At 40.3% G+C, this 16758-nt stretch carries 10 protein-coding genes; 9 read left to right on the top strand and 1 reads right to left on the bottom strand.

Annotated features, from left to right (window positions below):
• The 9 genes from ACSLUH_RS02135 (at position 1) to ACSLUH_RS02095 (ending at position 14323) form a co-directional block, all read left to right on the top strand.
• Positions 1 to 228 (top strand): EexN family lipoprotein, encoded by a 228-nt coding sequence (locus ACSLUH_RS02135; RefSeq protein WP_448564125.1) that lies wholly within the window; start codon positions 1 to 3, stop codon positions 226 to 228.
• Positions 229 to 243: 15 nt separating this feature from the next.
• Positions 244 to 969 carry a hypothetical protein gene (locus ACSLUH_RS02130; RefSeq protein ID WP_448564123.1) on the top strand — a complete coding sequence of 242 codons (726 nt, stop codon included), beginning with the start codon at positions 244 to 246 and terminating at the stop codon, positions 967 to 969.
• A gap of 61 nt (positions 970 to 1030) precedes the next feature.
• Complete coding sequence (locus tag ACSLUH_RS02125) at positions 1031 to 2368, top strand: hypothetical protein (RefSeq protein WP_448564121.1); 1338 nt, start codon at positions 1031 to 1033, stop codon at positions 2366 to 2368.
• 444 nt (positions 2369 to 2812) lie between these two features.
• Entirely contained in the window at positions 2813 to 6337 is a 3525-nt protein-coding gene (gene hsdR, locus ACSLUH_RS02120) for a type I restriction-modification system endonuclease (RefSeq protein ID WP_448564119.1), read from the top strand.
• 121 nt (positions 6338 to 6458) lie between these two features.
• Positions 6459 to 8069, top strand: a complete 1611-nt coding sequence (locus ACSLUH_RS02115; RefSeq protein WP_448564117.1) for an N-6 DNA methylase — start codon at positions 6459 to 6461, stop codon at positions 8067 to 8069.
• On the top strand, positions 8069 to 9571 hold the full coding sequence (locus ACSLUH_RS02110; protein WP_448564115.1) for a restriction endonuclease subunit S: 1503 nt from the start codon (positions 8069 to 8071) through the stop codon (positions 9569 to 9571). Before ACSLUH_RS02115 ends, ACSLUH_RS02110 begins: the two co-directional genes overlap by 1 nt.
• 14 nt (positions 9572 to 9585) lie before the next feature.
• On the top strand, positions 9586 to 11946 hold the full coding sequence (locus ACSLUH_RS02105; protein ID WP_448564113.1) for a DUF8426 domain-containing protein: 2361 nt from the start codon (positions 9586 to 9588) through the stop codon (positions 11944 to 11946).
• Positions 11946 to 13328 (top strand): McrC family protein, encoded by a 1383-nt coding sequence (locus ACSLUH_RS02100; protein ID WP_448564111.1) that lies wholly within the window; start codon positions 11946 to 11948, stop codon positions 13326 to 13328. Before ACSLUH_RS02105 ends, ACSLUH_RS02100 begins: the two co-directional genes overlap by 1 nt.
• 638 nt (positions 13329 to 13966) lie before the next feature.
• Positions 13967 to 14323, top strand: a complete 357-nt coding sequence (locus ACSLUH_RS02095; RefSeq protein ID WP_448564109.1) for a hypothetical protein — start codon at positions 13967 to 13969, stop codon at positions 14321 to 14323.
• Between the two features lie 287 nt (positions 14324 to 14610).
• Here ACSLUH_RS02095 and ACSLUH_RS02090 read toward each other — a convergent pair whose 3' ends face one another.
• Entirely contained in the window at positions 14611 to 16626 is a 2016-nt protein-coding gene (locus ACSLUH_RS02090; RefSeq protein WP_448564107.1) for a methyl-accepting chemotaxis protein, read from the bottom strand.
• Positions 16627 to 16758: the final 132 nt, after the last annotated feature.

The following is a 16758-nucleotide window of genomic DNA, read 5'->3' as shown; positions in this document are numbered from 1 at the left end:
ATGAATTTACTCAGAAAAACAATCATCTTTACACCTGTTTTTTTATTAACTGCCTGTGGTACGCCTACCGTTGAAGAGCTGGTAAAGGATCCTAACTTATTGGCTGAGGTGATAGAGGAGTGCCAAGAAGAAATGATGCAAGATGAACTCTCAGAAAAATGCAAAAACGCACAGAAAGCAATGGGAAAAGTAGGCGTTAATCTGCTTAAGAACATGTTAGGTAATTAGTAAAGGGGAATGTATATGTTAAGGGGTAAATTACCACTTTTAATCTCAGCAGTATTGCTCACCCAAGGTTGCCAAACCACAGTGGAAACTGTTGGGGGCAGTGTCTCAGAAGCGGTTAGTTCTGTCAAAAAGTCTTGGCAGCAGGCACAAAGGCGCAATGCAGAAAGCCGAACTAAATGGTGGTACAACGATAGACCATTAATGGCGCCAAAGCATAAGGATGGCAGTGAATTCAACGTTGGGGGAAAGAAGGACACTATTAGTGGGTTTCGTCAATTCAAGTGGAGTCAGCCATTAAGCGGGGATATGACACTAATTAAGCAAGACGGCTTAATTAGTATTTATCACTACAATGGTGACTTAGATAAGCGAATTGGTGGTGCAAAATTGTCAGATATTCAGTTTGGATATTTTGACAATCGCTTATATTCAGTGGAATTAATAACGGATAATGATGCTGACGGACAGGCATTATTAACGGCACTTGACCTAACGTTTGGGCGCGGTATGGCACCCAATGCACCAAGTGAAAAGCCTTGGCATGCAAATTATGGTTTAAATACCAGTCCTCTTTTTGTTCATTCCAATATCTTTCATTATAACAAGCACTATGGTTGGGCAGAGTACGACTGCTTCAGTGATGATAATCCATGTAAAGCAACGCTGTACTCAAAGCTTGAAGAGTACAAACGCCAAGAGGCCTTTATGATGCAAGCTGATGAATCAGCAAGCGACTTTTGATCCATGTTAAGTACTCATTTATTCGCATTTATTTTTTAACTTATTCAGAAGAAGTAATATTATGTATAAAAAATCAACGTTATCAGCGTTTTGTTTCTTAACATTAACAGCCTGTGGCGGCTCTTCCAGCTCTGAAGATGTCTCAGAAAAGCCAAGTCAAACTCCTACAATGAAAGCAATAACTTTAAAAGTTATTGATGGTTATTTGGATAAAGCTAAGGTCTGTGTGATACCAACAGGAGAAACAGATTGTAAAGCAGTTGGGGAGACCGATGAACATGGCGAAATCACTTTACCAGATAACTTTGCTAGCGGTGTAGTGCTGGCAACGATAATTGCAGGGCAAACTAAAGACCAAGATAGAGTGGGTTTTGTCGGGAATAGCTATCAATTAGCAGCTGAAATTAGTGAGAACAGTGAACATGTTGTTACACCATTTACAACGTTAGACTATTTAGATAGCAACAAATCAATGGCTGATATTGCTGCTGAGCTTGGTTTAGAAGAAAATTTAATAGCAAATGATTATGTCGTACAAGATAGTAATGAGGCCGCTCAAGCGCATGCAATCGCACGCGGTTTAACTAGAAAGTTATCGGTGGCTCTGGAAAACAATAATGTTAGTGACTTAAGTGCATATTCGGTAAAGCTAGCTGAGTATATTAATACTGACTTGGTAAACGCTGCAGTGGACCTAGATAAGGTTAATGTCGTTGTTATAAATGGTCAGGTTACTCATTTTAAAGCGATAACCTCATTAGAGGACTATCTAAATGGTGATCTTTATATGTTTAGTACTAATTTTGATGCTTATTCTAGAGAAGAAATTCGCATAGTAAATTTTAGTCAAGGCCAGGCAAGTATTAATGGCGGTAGTCCTCATTCATACTCCATTGATGGAGATGTAGTAAATTTTGGTGGCGAAAGGGACCAATTTATCTATGTTTCTCATAATTTAGCACTACAAGTACCAATTGCCGATAAAGATCTAATTGTTACATCACCCCAAAACTTTCTTGAATCACACAATTGGTCAGACGTGGACTTTGTTGGTAAAACTGTCTACTTTTTGAATGATGATAGTTTCTGTGACAGAAGTTACTGTTCAGAAAGTGATCTTGAGCCGGATCCTACATTAAATGAGATAACCTTTAGTGAAGAAGAAGCAACTATGGTGGATAACGGTGAATCAATAATGTTTCCTTGGCGTATTGAAAATGGCAATTTGGTTCTTAAATTAACTGCGATAGGTAATGAAAGAGATATTGAATTTTCACCTAGCGTTACAGACGGTAACATTACCGTAGCAAAAGATATTGGCTATGGTCGCGCTCCTTCATTAATATTTACTGATAAATCATTAGCACAATCTGTTCACCATAGTTGGTTAAAAATGTAGTTAACCTAAATCCTGTCTAATGCAAGTAAAGAGGGGCCATTAGCTGCCTTTCTTTTTGTTTATAGAGAATATTGAAAAATACACTTCTATCTTTTAAGGGAGAAGTGAAACGTATTTTTCGTTATCCCCCAGCGAGTTAAGCGCTATCAAAAAATACCTTCTTAAAATCGTTAACGAAAACGATGAGTTAGGCGGTGTGCTTGTCATTTAATGATACTATCGATATAGTTCAATTATCTGAAAAATATAATAAAATATTCTGGTCGCATTTAAGGCAGTAGTAATGTTAAAAAGCAAGCAACAAAAATACTAGGCTTGAATCATCATCAAACGTTTTCTAATTGGATGAGGCGACTAGGAATAAAAACAGAAGCATCACAACATAACAAAATATTGGAGCACCGCTTGCTTTGGTACGTAAGGCGGCATAAGGATTTTTAATAGATGAAGCAATCAAACTTTTATTTTCTTAAAGAAATAGACGAGCAGCTATATCAAATAGCGCTAGCTGCGGAGCGCAACTACCCAGGCGATCCAAATACTACTATGTCTAAGCTTCGTATCTTTGGCGAAGCGATTGCTAAAAAGCTTGCTCAAGCATTAAAAATTGAACGTACCGAAACGCAGCTCGAAATTGTTAGAGAGTTAGCCAGAGTCCCCGGTATAAGTAGTGAAATCATCCAGGTATTTCATAAATTACGTAAAGTTGGTAACAAAGCCGTACATGAATATCATGATGACTTACCAGATGCGGAAATGACGCTACGCATAGCTTTTAAATTAGCCGGTTGGTTTTACAGTTTAAAAACACAACAGCTTGATTTTAAGTTGCCAGAGTTTGTTTTGCCCAAAGGTGATTTGGGCGCGGTAATGGAAGCTGAAATTCTTGATTTAAAAGAAAAGTTACTAAAAGCCCATAACCAAAGAACGAATTCAGATGAAGAACTTGCTGAAAAAGAAAATACCGTTGTCAGTCTGCAAGGTTACATTTCAATATTAGAGTCTAAGCAAGAGGAAACACAATCTCAGGCAGAGGCAAGAATAAAGGCGCTTGAAGCCGAGTTAAAAGCAAAAGATATAGAACTTGCTAGTAAGACAAAAGAAGCGCGTAACGCATACCACAAAGAAATACGTAAATCGGCGGCTAAGCGTGGCCTTAACCTTTCCGAACAAGAAACACGTTTCATCATTGATGCTCAATTACGAAAAGCGGGTTGGGATGCAGACACAAAAGTTCTTAAATATAGCAATGGTACGCGCCCGCAAGTTGGTAGAAATATGGCTATCGCGGAATGGCCTACAGGCATCGATGAAACAGGCAAGCTTGGCTTTGCTGACTACGTATTATTTGTTGGTCTAAAACCCATTGCCGTTATAGAAGCCAAAAAAGAAAACAAAGATGTTTGTGATAAATTAAATGAGGCTTATCGCTACGCTAAAACATTTGATTTTAACCTATTGCGACAAGAGATATCGCACGCAGAGCCAGAGCAGATAAATGAGGCCATTCCTCAATATCTGCCAACGTGGCAAGACACAACCGGGGCGGATTATACCATTCCGTTTTGCTTCTCAACCAACGGTCGAGAGTATCGAGCCGCCGTTAGAACAAAAAGCGGTATTTGGTATCGTGATGTTCGTCACGCAACCAATATGGCTAAGGCACTACCCGAGTGGCATAGGCCTGAAGAACTTGTCGCAAAATTAGAAAGCGACAACCAACTTTACAATAATTGGTTCAGCCAACACCCAATAAGTGATGATTTAGGTCTTCGTTACTATCAAAAAGAAGCGGTTGAAGCGGTCGAAAACGCAATCGTTCGGGGCCAGCAAGATATTTTATTAGCAATGGCAACAGGAACAGGTAAAACCCGCACCGCGATAGCTCTGATGTATCGCTTAATCCAGTCAAAACGTTTTAAGCGCGTGTTATTTTTAGTTGATAGAACCTCATTAGGTGAGCAAGCGTTAGACTCATTTGAAGATACCAATATTAAAGGTGATACCTTTAAATCGATTTTTAAGGTCAGTAATTTAACCGATAGGTTCCCCGATGATGCCACCAAAATCCACGTCGCAACGGTACAATCATTAGTTAAACGCACATTACAAAGTGATGAGGTTATGCCTGTTGGCCGTTATGACTGTATTATTATTGATGAAGCGCACCGAGGTTACATTTTAGATAAAGAACAAACAGAAGGAGAGGAAAAGTTTAGAAACCTTGAGGACTTTATCTCTTCTTATCGCCGCATTATCGATCACTTTGATGCAGTTAAAATCGCCCTTACCGCCACACCTGCATTACACACAGTTGATATTTTTGGTGGTGAGCAACGGCAACCTGTTTATCGCTACAGTTATCGTAAAGCCGTCATAGATGGTCATTTAGTCGATCAAGACCCGCCAATAAAAATTGTTACCAAGTTATCGCAAGATGGCGTCAAGATGACAGCTGGCAGTGAAGTGATGCGGTTAACGCCACAAGGTGAACTGCAAAACGACACATTAGCAGATGAACAAAACTTTGAAGTTGCCGATTTTAATAGAAGTTTAATCGCAACCAACTTTAATCAGGTGGTTTGTGAGGAGCTCGTTAATCATCTCGACCCAACCAATGTCGAACAGCAAAAAACCTTGGTGTTTTGCGTTAACAACACCCACGCCGATATCGTAGTTGAAGAGTTACGCACCGCGTTTAAGAAAAAATACCCAACGCTTGAGCATAACGCCATTATCAAAATTACCGGCGACTCAGACAAAGACAGCAAAAAAGTACAAAGCCTCATTACCCGCTTTAAAAAAGAGCGCTTACCTAACATTGTCGTAACGGTTGACTTGCTTACCACAGGTATTGATATTCCTAAAATTTGTAATTTGGTGTTCATGCGTAAAGTACGTAGCCGGATTTTATATGAACAAATGAAAGGGCGTGCTACTCGGTTATGCCCAGAGGTAGGAAAAACCAGTTTTAAAATATTCGATGCCGTTAATCTTTATAGTACCTTGCAAAGTGTCGATACTATGCGTCCAGTGGTTGTTCGCCCTAAAGTCGACATTCAAACCTTGGTTAATGAAATAACGTCAGATGACACTTATAAAACGATAGAAGCCGATGGCAGATGTTTTGCTGAGCATAGCCATGAACAATTGGTGGCAAAGCTGCAACGAATTACCAGTCACGCGCAATGTAATCGAGACCGTTCAAAAGAAGTCGACAGCCAAATTAAACGCTTTGACGAACTACTCGCTACCAAAGCAGGTTGTGATTTCCTCAGTTTACCCAATACATTAAAAACGAAAGGGCCAAAACAATCGGCAGAAATACTTAACGGCCTGCCTAATTTTGTCAATCGATTAGAGCAGTTAAAAGCCAAACTCAACGAGTTGCGTGATATGCCTATTTTTACTGATATTCCAGATGAAGTGGTCACTGTCACCCATGTTTGGGGAGATTTCGACCAGCCTGAAGACTTTTTAGAATCCTTTGATAAACTGGTCGATACTTCGATTAACCAGCAACAAGCTATCGCAACCATTATTAACCGCCCGCGTGATTTAACCCGTAAGTCCTTGCTTGAGTTACAAGAATGGTTCGATGCAAAACATTACGATGAATCAACACTGCGTAAAGCATGGCAAGCGACGAAAAACCAAGATATTGCCGCTCGATTAATTGGCCATATTCGCCGCGCAGCAATAGGCAATGCCTTGTTACCCTTTGATGAGCGAGTTGATCACGCCCTTGATAAAATTAAACAAAGTAAAAACTGGAACTCAGCACAACTCAGTTGGTTAGAGCGTTTAGCCTCTAGCATTAAACAACAAGTGGTCTTGGATGACACTACGTTCAAAACTGGAAATTACAAGCGCAGTGGCGGCAAACGCAAACTTGAAACCATCTTTGAAGATGAATTATCAAGCATACTATCGCAGTTTTATGAATATATATGGGACGAACCTGCTTAAACCTGGCAATACCTAGTAAAAGTCACAGTAAAAGCAAAGCCAAAGCAGGCAAAAACACGTACAATTCAACCAATTTATAATGAGCGCTGCAGTTCAGTTGTTGCAGCGCAAGAGAGCAAACATGAACAATACTGATTTAGTCAATAAATTATGGAAACTATGCGATAACCTGCGAGATGGTGGGGTATCGTATCAAAACTACGTCAACGAATTAGCGTCACTGCTGTTTCTAAAAATGTGTGAAGAAACTGGCCAAGAAGAAGATTTATTACCACAAGGTTTTCGTTGGCGCGATCTCAAAGCCAAGATCGGCCAAGAGCAACACCAGTTTTATCGTAGTTTGCTCGTTCAGCTCGGCGCAGATGAACATGCCATTGTCCGTGCTATTTTCCAAAACGTGAATACCACCATCACTCAACCTGCCCAATTAAATGAATTAATTACCAGCATGGATAAACTGCAGTGGAGCGATGAAACCGGCGATGGCACCAGCAGTAAAAGTCGCGATGACTTTGGTGACATGTATGAAGGGCTACTGCAAAAGAACGCCAACGAAACTAAATCGGGTGCTGGCCAATACTTTACCCCTCGTTCATTGATCAACACCATTGTGAAGATCATGAAACCTCAGCCGCGTGAAATTGTTCAAGATCCCGCAGCGGGCACCGCAGGTTTTTTAATTGAAGCCGATCGCTATGTAAAAAGTATCACCAATAACCTGTTTGATCTTGACGATGATGACCAAGAATTTCAAATGACCAAAGCGTTTGTCGGCTTAGAGCTTGTGCCGGGCACTCGACGCTTAGCGCTCATGAACTGCTTGTTACACGACATTGAAGGGGATGAAAACGAAGGGGCGATTCGCGAAGGTAATACCTTAGGTGCCGCCGGTGAACACTTACCCAAAGCGGATGTGATATTAACTAACCCGCCGTTTGGTGCTGGCAGCAGCACCAACATTACCCGTACCTTTGTTTACCCAACGTCCAACAAACAACTGTGTTTTATGCAACACATCGTTGAAGCGTTAAAGCCTGGCGGCAGAGCTGCCGTGGTGATCCCTGATAACGTGCTATTTGAAGGGGGGCGAGGCACAGAAATTCGTCGAGACTTAATGGACAAATGCAACCTGCACACCATTTTGCGACTGCCAACCGGTATTTTTTACGCCGCTGGCGTTAAAACCAACGTATTGTTCTTTCAAAAAGGCGCGCCCAATAACCCAACCCAAGACAAAGGCTGTACCACACAGACTTGGGTGTACGACCTGAGAACCAACATGCAAACCTTTGGCAAACGCAATAGTTTCTCTGAAAAGTATCTGGAAAGTTTTGTTAATGCCTACGGAGACGATGCCAATGGCCAGAGCGAGCGTACTGAAGGCGTTTATCATATTTTGGGGTGTACTGCTGACGTCGCTGATGAAGAAAAGACAGACAGCCCTGAGCGTATAGAGAGCGCCCGTTGGCGTAAATTCTCTCGTGACTACATTCGCGATAAAGGCGATAGCCTAGATATCACCTGGCTAAAAGACAACACCATTTACGATGCCGCCAATTTGCCTGAGCCTGAGGTATTAGCCACCGAAGCGATGACCGAACTCACCGAAGCCTTGCGTGAAATGAATCAACTGATGCATGAACTTGGTGCGAGCGAGCAAGCCGAAGGACAAGTAGCCTTGCTGGCGGAAGAGTTTGGATTGGAGAAAAAAGTTATTGAGGGCGCTGAATAATGGCCCAACAAAAAATACTTAAGTTGCCTAAGGGGTGGGTTGATACACCTTTAGATGCAATAGCCAAATGGGGAGCAGGAGGTACACCAAAAAGAAGTGAAAGCTCTTATTACGGTGGTGATATCCCGTGGGTAAAAACTGGTGATCTCGGTCCGAGACGGTTAAAAGAGGCTTCTGAGTACATTACTGAATTAGGAGTTAAAAACTCTAGTGCCAAACTTTTCTCTAAAGGATCAGTTGCAATAGCGATGTATGGTGCCACTATAGGTAAAACTTCTATTTTAGACTTTGACGCTACAACTAATCAGGCATGTGCTGTTGGTCAGCCTATAGATGATGTTACGGATACTGAATTTCTTTATTATCTTCTTAAAAATGAAAAGCAAAACTTTATTGATAAAGGTAAAGGTGGAGCACAGCCAAATATTTCGCAGCAAATTATCAAGGCTCATACTATAGGTTTTCCACCACTACCAGAACAAAAACGTATTGTTGAAAAGCTCGATGGCTTATTGGCGCAGGTCGACACCATTCAACAACGGCTCAACAGCTTACCAGAAATCATCAAACGCTTTCGCCAATCCGTGCTCTCCGCCGCAGTTTCCGGCAAACTCACCGAACAATGGCGTGGGGAGAATAAAATGCTTCTCAGTCCTTTAAAAGATATAGCAAAGAAAAGAGAAGAATTAATAAAATCTGGAGCTATTAAACTCTCTAAGCAAAATATTCCTTTACCTTTTGATGAGCCTCTAAGCGAGCTACCTGAAGGGTGGGGTTGGGCTCGTTTAATATCTATCAGTTTGTTGGTGACCGACGGTAAACATGGTAACTGTGTTGATGAAGCGAACTCTGGATATTATTTCTTATCTGCCAAAGATGTTAAAAATGGCAAGCTACATTACCTAAACGCTCGTGAAATAAATCAAAAAGAATTTCAAGAAGTACATCAGAGAACTAATCTCGAAGCTGGTGATATTTGTATTGTAAATACTGGAGCTACAGTGGGTAAATTGGCAATTGCTCAAGAAAGCCCTTTAACTGAGAAATCGACTTTTCAAAAAAGTGTTGCAGTAATTAAATTGATAAAACCTTATATGAATGAAAAGTATATGTCTTTTTACTTGAGAGATGCTAGCGAACGGTTATTGAAAAGTTCAACCGGCTCAGCTGTAAATAACTTGTTGTTGAGCACTATGAAACAAATGGCAGTTCCGGTGCCTCCAGTTGAAGAACAAACCGAAATCGTCCGCTTAGTCGAACAATACTTTGCCTTAGCCGATACCTTGGAAAAGCACCTTGCCAATGCCAAAGGACGAGTAGATAACTTGACCCAAGCCATTTTAGCCAAAGCGTTTCGCGGTGAATTAGTCCCGCAAGACCCTAACGACGAACCCGCTGATAAACTGCTTGAGCGCATTAAAACCGCTCGTGAACAGGCACAGAAATTGGAAAAGGCCGCTAAAGCCAGTGAACGAAAAGCCGCGAAAACGAAAAAGAAATAACAAAGGAAGTACCAATGAACGATTTGCAAACCTTGTGGGATGAGTTTTTAGCCGAGTGGCCAATAGAACGTGTTAAAAACATGACCTTAGAACAGTATGTTGGTGTTGAGGATAAAACGACGTTTACTTATTGGGTTGAAACAAAAACGCAAGCGATTGCCAATATAAAAGGTTCACCTTCCTATAAATTTGGTATTTTCAAAAGAGACCCGAAGAAAAAAGAAATAAAAGAAAGAGTAGGCGCAATTCAAGGGCAAGAATATGCGTGGTTCAGCCGCTTTGGAGAAACAGAGCTCGATGCTTTCACTAGTGTAAAGGCTTGTATATTGTCAGTGATTGAAGCAGCACAAGAAAATGATCTAGATGCCATAGATACCATGGCATTGGCTAACATCTTCAAATGGAAAATCGCGTTTTTATATCAAAACCGAGATGAGCCGAGTATTGTTAATATTTTTTCGAAAGATAAATTAGATGAATTAATCGACCTGCCCGGAAAACCTTCTTTTCCTGATTACTATCAAGCGCTCATGCTGAGCTATGATCCTGAAAAATATAACAGTGTTGCAGACTATGGAAGATTTCTATGGTCACAATTAGATGATGAAGTAAGTGACGAATCAAGACTACCCGCAGCGATGAACCATGACACCAATATGAAGGCTGAAAAGCTGCCATTAAATCAAATTTTGTATGGCCCGCCGGGTACGGGTAAAACCTATCATACGATAGAAGTCGCCGTGAAGGCTGCTGAGCCTTTGCTTTACGACTCCATTATCAATGAGCCAGTCAAGCCAAATGATGGTACGGTCAGAGAAAAACTTGAACAGGCGTATAAGTCCTTAGTGGCTAAAAAGCGTATACGTTTTGTTACCTTTCATCAAAGTTATGGTTACGAAGAATTTGTTGAAGGGCTAAAAGCAAAAAACGATGATGAGGGTAATATTCATTATCAAGTTGAAGACGGGGTTTTTAAAAGTATCTGTGAAGATGCTAAAGGTGATAAGTATCAAGCGTTGTTAAAGGAAAATCTTAAGCCTAAAGTGTGGAAAATTTCCATTGAATGGGCGGGAGAAAGTCAAGTGTGTAACGATTGCTTCGAGCAAAATATCGCGCGCATTGGTTGGGGTAAAACGGGTAACTTAAATTCTCCCGATAGCCTTACCGAAGAAAACCTCACTTATTTTAAGGGATTAGGGCGAAATGAAAAAAGCTCTGTTATTGAGTTTTCTCAAAATGCCAATGTTGGCGATGTTGTTGTGGTGCTTTCTAGTGTCAGCACAATAAAAGCTGTTGGTATCGTGTCGGGAGAATACTATCATCAGCCAGAAGGGCATCCACTGCAAAAAAGTTTCGGTCACGTTTTACCGGTAAACTGGCTGGTTAAAAATGTGAACTTACCTATTGTTGATATTAACGGTGGCGTTACCTTAACGCAGAAAACCTTTTATCATTTATGGCGAGTTAAACCACATGATGTATTTGAGTTAATCGAAAAGCACAAGCTAGCGATAACGGAAACGCTCAGACAAGCTAATCAAAATTATGTGTTAATCATAGATGAAATTAATCGCGGGAATATCTCAAAAATATTTGGTGAACTGATCACCTTAATAGAGCCTACTAAGCGCTCAGGCACAGATGTTGATGGAAAAGAACCTCCTGAGGCGTTAACGATAAATCTATCTTATACGCCTCAAAAACCATTTTCAGTACCCAATAACTTATACCTTATTGGTACGATGAATACCGCCGATAGATCGCTAGCCATGATGGATACGGCTCTGCGTCGTCGTTTCGATTTTATTGAAATGATGCCTAAGCCAGAACTATTTTCTGGTAAAACGGTCTTTGATATCGAGCTAGACACGCTTCTCTCAACAATGAATCAGCGTATAGAAGTACTTTATGATCGCGAGCACACACTAGGCCACGCCTTTTTTATGCCGGTAATTGATGTACTAAATGCAAAAGGGGAAGACGCGGCTTTTATTAAATTACAACAGGTGTTTAAAAATAAAATTATTCCATTGTTAGAAGAATACTTTTTTGAAGATTGGAACAAAATTCGTTTAGTGCTTGGTGATAATCGCAAAAACACCGAGCTGTTGCGTCAGTTTGTCTTTGTCCAAGAAAATACCGCTTCATACGATGAAGTTTTTGGTGAAGGCCATGGCTTAGAAACTTACGAAGATAAAAAGACAACTTATCAACTTGCTGACTTTAATGATGTTAATGGTGCATGGCATAACGCATTGGCTTATCAAGCTATTTATGACCCTTCGGTTTTGCCAAAAGCATTGAGTGCTTATGCTAAAGACAATGCCGAAGCGCTCGACTCGCCCAATGTCAATCAAGAGGCGATAAACGCCTAATGCTAAAGGTGAAACACCAAGTCTCAGTGTTTGAGTTTGGCTATTTGGGTGTCGGTGACAAAGCGGATAAATCACCGCGAATTGAGGTGATATCAGTTAAAGCCTATGACTATTTAAAACGATTGAGTGCGTGTGATGAATCTGAAAGTCGTTTTTTACGGCCAAGCTTTATCGACGGCTGCGACGTATTACAGTTAACAAACTACGCCGGGGTTATACTGACTCCTGATGGGACACAAATCGAGGTGTTGCCTAAGGTAGCTAAGAAAGGTGCAGCGTTCGACACTATTGAAACCAGAGCAAAGCACGCGCAAGACGCTTTACTTAATATGTTGAAAACGTTGAAGCGTTTTCGTCACCTTAAAACGAACAACGCTAACTTAGCTAAGCATAAAATGCCGTTGCTAGAAGTGTTTATCAGTCAATTTTTGGCCTCAGTGAATACGCTGATTAAGCGAGGGTTACGTAGTGACTATATTCGCTGCGAAGACAATTTAGCGTTTTTAAAAGGAAAGTTATTGGTGGGGAAGCAAGTTCAACATAATGTTGTCAATAAACACAAATTTTATGTTGAATATGAGGAGTATCTTCAAGACAGACCTGTTAATCGTTTGATTCATTCAGCATTAAAAAAAGTAGGAAACTACAGCCGTAGTGCTAATAACCAAAAGCTGTTAAGAGAATTGTTATTCGCTTTTGCTGATATACCCATGAGCGCTAATATTCACCATGATTTAGCCAGCGTAAATCTCGATAGAGGGATGGCTCATTACGAAACGCCGATAGCCTGGGCAAGGCTAATTTTGCAAGGGTTTTCGCCGTTAACTATGCAAGGAAAAAACAAGGCGTTTTCGTTGCTGTTTCCAATGGAAGCAGTTTTTGAAAGCTATGTGGCGAGTGTGTTGAAAAAACAAATTCCAACGGGATATGAGCTTAAAACCCAAGCAAGCTCTGAGTACTTAGTTAACCATAAAGGGAAAAAGCGTTTTCAGTTAAAACCTGATTTATTGCTTAAAAATGCAAACAATAAACGCCACGCCGCAGTGCTGGACACCAAATGGAAGTTAGTGAGTGACACGGGTAAAGATGACGAAAAGGCTAAATATGGCTTGTCGCAAAGCGATTTTTATCAAATGTTTGCTTATGGTCATAAATACTTACGCGGGCACGGTGAGCTCTTCTTAATTTACCCTTATCACGAAGATTTCCAACAACCAATACAACACGCTTTTAACTATGATGATAAAGCGCAACTAAAGTTATGGGTTGTGCCTTTCGATATTTCCTCTGAATGTGCCGAGATTGATCGATTAAAGCTGCCATCAAACTCAATATTTACATTAGACGTTTCGTTTTTATCGATAAAGGCTAGAGCGTGTTGACCTTTGCGATACAAATTTTGTTCGAGTTAAACGTGATTTAATCGACGCGTAGCGAATACCGTATAGTTATTCTATACAAATGAGTTATAACAACGAGTAAATCACGTTTAAACGAATCCCAAGGACAGCGCCCATTTGAAATTTCTACTTCGTTATTGCCTATTTATGGGGAATAACCACATGACATAGGCTCTGTTTTGTATAAATTTCAAATGAACTGCTGCAAAAATGTACATCAAAAATCAACACGCTCTAGTTGTTGGTTTGAACGTTGTTTTATCGCGACAAGGCGTCTTTTCATCACAAGTAAGTAATCAAGTAAGTAATTAAGTAAGTAATTAAGTAAGTAAGTAATAGTAGAGCACTACAACTGCAAGGCTATATAGAAAAGCTAACGTTTGTAATTCTTGTTATATTTTGGGTTTACCATTGATAATAACAATGAATGCAGCTAATCATAAAATTAGACCAACAATAAACACCTTTGGTAGAAGTTAGCTCATTTATTCATTCAGTTAAGATAAATTGCGATTATTGAAAAAATTCCCCCTCGACTGTAATACTTTGCTTATCGTGAAGACTATTGTTTTAGTCGCATAATATTTAATACCAATTAGTTAACGGGAAGGGGCTGTTCAATGTGGAGTAAATTGGGTGTTATTCAAAAGTGTTTCTTCATAGCTGCAATGGCAGTCATCATTCCTTTTGCACCTGAGCTAATGTTGATCGTCGACTTTGGTGGCATTGAATTAGCGTTTGGCTTTTTATTATTGTATTACCAACCCATTCTTTTGCGTATCTGCGCGATTAAAACTAAGATTGGAAAGTTTATTACACATTGTATTGCCGGAGTTAAAGCTTCGGCACTTACTCGACCTCGCATTTACCTTGTGCACTCTGCATTTACTTGCGGTGCTTTTATAATAACGGGTTCACTTGCCTTTAGTTTGGTATTTTTGATGCCGACATTGCTGGTAAACGGTGTGATTGTCTAGAAGTTTGTACACTGCCTTCTAGCAATAGGCTGCCATTGATAAGTTATTAATGATTAAGTTGCTAATAGTGCTGCACAAGTTAAACGTTTTAGTAACGTTATTTTGGATAAGCGTAGTAAAAACTTCAGTGACTCTGATACTATGACTACCTATGGTTACCTATGGCAAGAGCCATATGTTAATTTTAATGGTGTCATTTTTAATGGGTGATTGATCCTCAGCTTCTTGATCAAGTCCTCAAATCGTTTGAAGCTGAGAATGGCTCGCCTAAGCAAAATTAACTAGTGCTAGGCTATTTTAAATTGCTCGATAGTGTCATTTAATGTTGTAGATAACTGTTGTAAGTTTTCCATATCTAAGGTTTGTTGGTGCGAAGCGTTAGTTGACGCATCGACCAGCGTATGAATACTACTAATATTTTGATTGAGCTCTGCTGCAACCGTGGTTTGTTGTGACGTTGCAACGGCGATATGAGCATTCATTTCTTTGATTTTATCAACGGCTTCTTTTGTTTGTTGAAGTGATGCTAATAACAGTTCACTTTGTTTGGCACTATGTCTGGCTTGATCATATCCATTAAGCATCGACTGTTCGGCGTCTACTGCTTCTTGCTGCAGTTGCTCTATAATCGTTTGAATATTCCCGGTAGATTCTTGAGTTTTGCTTGCAAGGTTTCTGACTTCGTCGGCAACAACAGCAAAACCTCTTCCTTGTTCACCAGCTCGAGCAGCCTCGATAGCCGCATTTAACGCGAGTAAGTTAGTTTGCTCTGCAATCCCTCGGATCACATCAAGAACACTACCGATATTATCGGTTTGAGAGCGCAGCTTTTTGACTTGTTCTGAGGTGGTTTCCATTTCATTAGCTAACGTGCTAATACACGTTACGGTCTCGTTAACTAACGTTTCTCCTGCAGTCGTTGTATCACTTGCTTGATCTGCCATTTCACTGGCAGTGTTGGCATTGTTTGAAATTTCCTCTACGGTAGCCGCCATTTCATTGACTGCAGCAGCAACCAAATCAACCTCTTGTTTTTGTTGATTGGCACCCTGATAATTTTGTTGCGTAGCGTGACTTACATCTGTCGCTATATGACCGACATTATTGGCGATATTTCCACTGTCGATGATCACCTTTTGAATACGAGCGACAAAATCGTTAAACGCCTGACTTACTCGAGCAGTTTCATCTTTTGAGACAATGGGTAACCGTTGGGTTAAATCAGCGTCACCCTGGGAAATGTTTTCTAATGCTACTGCCACTGCAACAATTGGTTGGCTGACTTGTCGAGCAATAAGGTAAGTGATGGTAATAATGCTAAAAATAATAGTGATCGCGCCTATAATCGTCGCAAGCATCACATTGAACACGGGTTCTTCGATTATCGACTGCGGCACCATAAAACCAAGCATCCATTCTCCATCAAGACTTTCATGGCTGATAGTTTGCAATTTAACTAACTGCTGATCACCATTCCAATTAACATGCTGAATTTGATTGTCATGGTTGATGATAGCCTCTTGAAGCATTGCAAAACCTGAAGAGTTCGGCTCGTGTTCATCAAGATTCTCGATCCATAACTCGACTTTACCCGCTTTAGCATCATATTGAGGTTTATTATTAAACGGAAATAAAACGATTTTTCCTTGTTTAGTCGCTAAAAATGCCTGGCCGTTCTGATTTAGTTTGAGTTTATCAATAATGCCTTTTATTGCTTGGTTGTCTAAATCAATGCCTGTAGTAGCAATCAGGTCGCCATTTTTATCTTTTAATGGGTAGTAAATAACACTGACCAGCTTATTACTGCGTTGATCTACCGAAGGGTCAGCAAACGTTGTTTTTGTTAAGCCGCGCAGTGACATGAATAAAGGGTGGGTGCGAATGTCATAAGTTGCACCGTTGTATATCCCTGCGCCATCAATATAATGCCCAGAATCAATGTCAGCGGCAAAAAAGTTGTCAATTGAGGGGTATCGTTTAGCAGTGTTGACAAAATTATCGATAACGCTAGTTTGCTCAGGTTTAGTGAAGGTGATTTCATTATTATCACTGTGGTTTAACAATAAACCTTGAATATCACTGCGTTGAAAGAACATTTCTAATATTCTGCCGTGCTCAGCAAGAATGCCAGCAATTTTGATGGCTGTGTTTTCAGTTAGCTGGGCTACTTGAGTCACCGATTTTTCATGTTCAATTTTACTGACATGATCCACAAAGAACACAGAACAAATGGTGATCAGTAAACTGATTGAACCACCAACAAAATAAGTGATCTTTTTTGACATTGATAACTGCGTTGGCATGCATACCCCTCAAAATAACGCGTCGCTCTATAGCATGTTATTGTAGTCAAAATAGTTGAAAGAGTGTGTATCTCGTTTGTTTCTGCTTTGTATAGGTGATTAATTTAAATAGAGCGACCACAACGACAAACA

This window comes from Thalassotalea ganghwensis, from assembly GCF_053485795.1.
Note: the sequence above shows the minus strand (reverse complement) of the source record. Positions and strands in the feature narration are given on the sequence as shown.

Excerpts from the sequence above, each read along its gene's own strand:
- ACSLUH_RS02135 (WP_448564125.1), top strand. The coding sequence starts at position 1 with ATGAATTTACTCAGAAAAACAATCATCTTTACACCTGTTTTTTTATTA.
- ACSLUH_RS02130 (WP_448564123.1), top strand. The coding sequence starts at position 244 with ATGTTAAGGGGTAAATTACCACTTTTAATCTCAGCAGTATTGCTCACC.
- ACSLUH_RS02125 (WP_448564121.1), top strand. The coding sequence starts at position 1,031 with ATGTATAAAAAATCAACGTTATCAGCGTTTTGTTTCTTAACATTAACA.
- hsdR (WP_448564119.1), top strand. The coding sequence starts at position 2,813 with ATGAAGCAATCAAACTTTTATTTTCTTAAAGAAATAGACGAGCAGCTA.
- ACSLUH_RS02115 (WP_448564117.1), top strand. The coding sequence starts at position 6,459 with ATGAACAATACTGATTTAGTCAATAAATTATGGAAACTATGCGATAAC.
- ACSLUH_RS02110 (WP_448564115.1), top strand. The coding sequence starts at position 8,069 with ATGGCCCAACAAAAAATACTTAAGTTGCCTAAGGGGTGGGTTGATACA.
- ACSLUH_RS02105 (WP_448564113.1), top strand. The coding sequence starts at position 9,586 with ATGAACGATTTGCAAACCTTGTGGGATGAGTTTTTAGCCGAGTGGCCA.
- ACSLUH_RS02100 (WP_448564111.1), top strand. The coding sequence starts at position 11,946 with ATGCTAAAGGTGAAACACCAAGTCTCAGTGTTTGAGTTTGGCTATTTG.
- ACSLUH_RS02095 (WP_448564109.1), top strand. The coding sequence starts at position 13,967 with ATGTGGAGTAAATTGGGTGTTATTCAAAAGTGTTTCTTCATAGCTGCA.
- ACSLUH_RS02090 (WP_448564107.1), bottom strand. The coding sequence starts at position 16,626 with ATGCCAACGCAGTTATCAATGTCAAAAAAGATCACTTATTTTGTTGGT.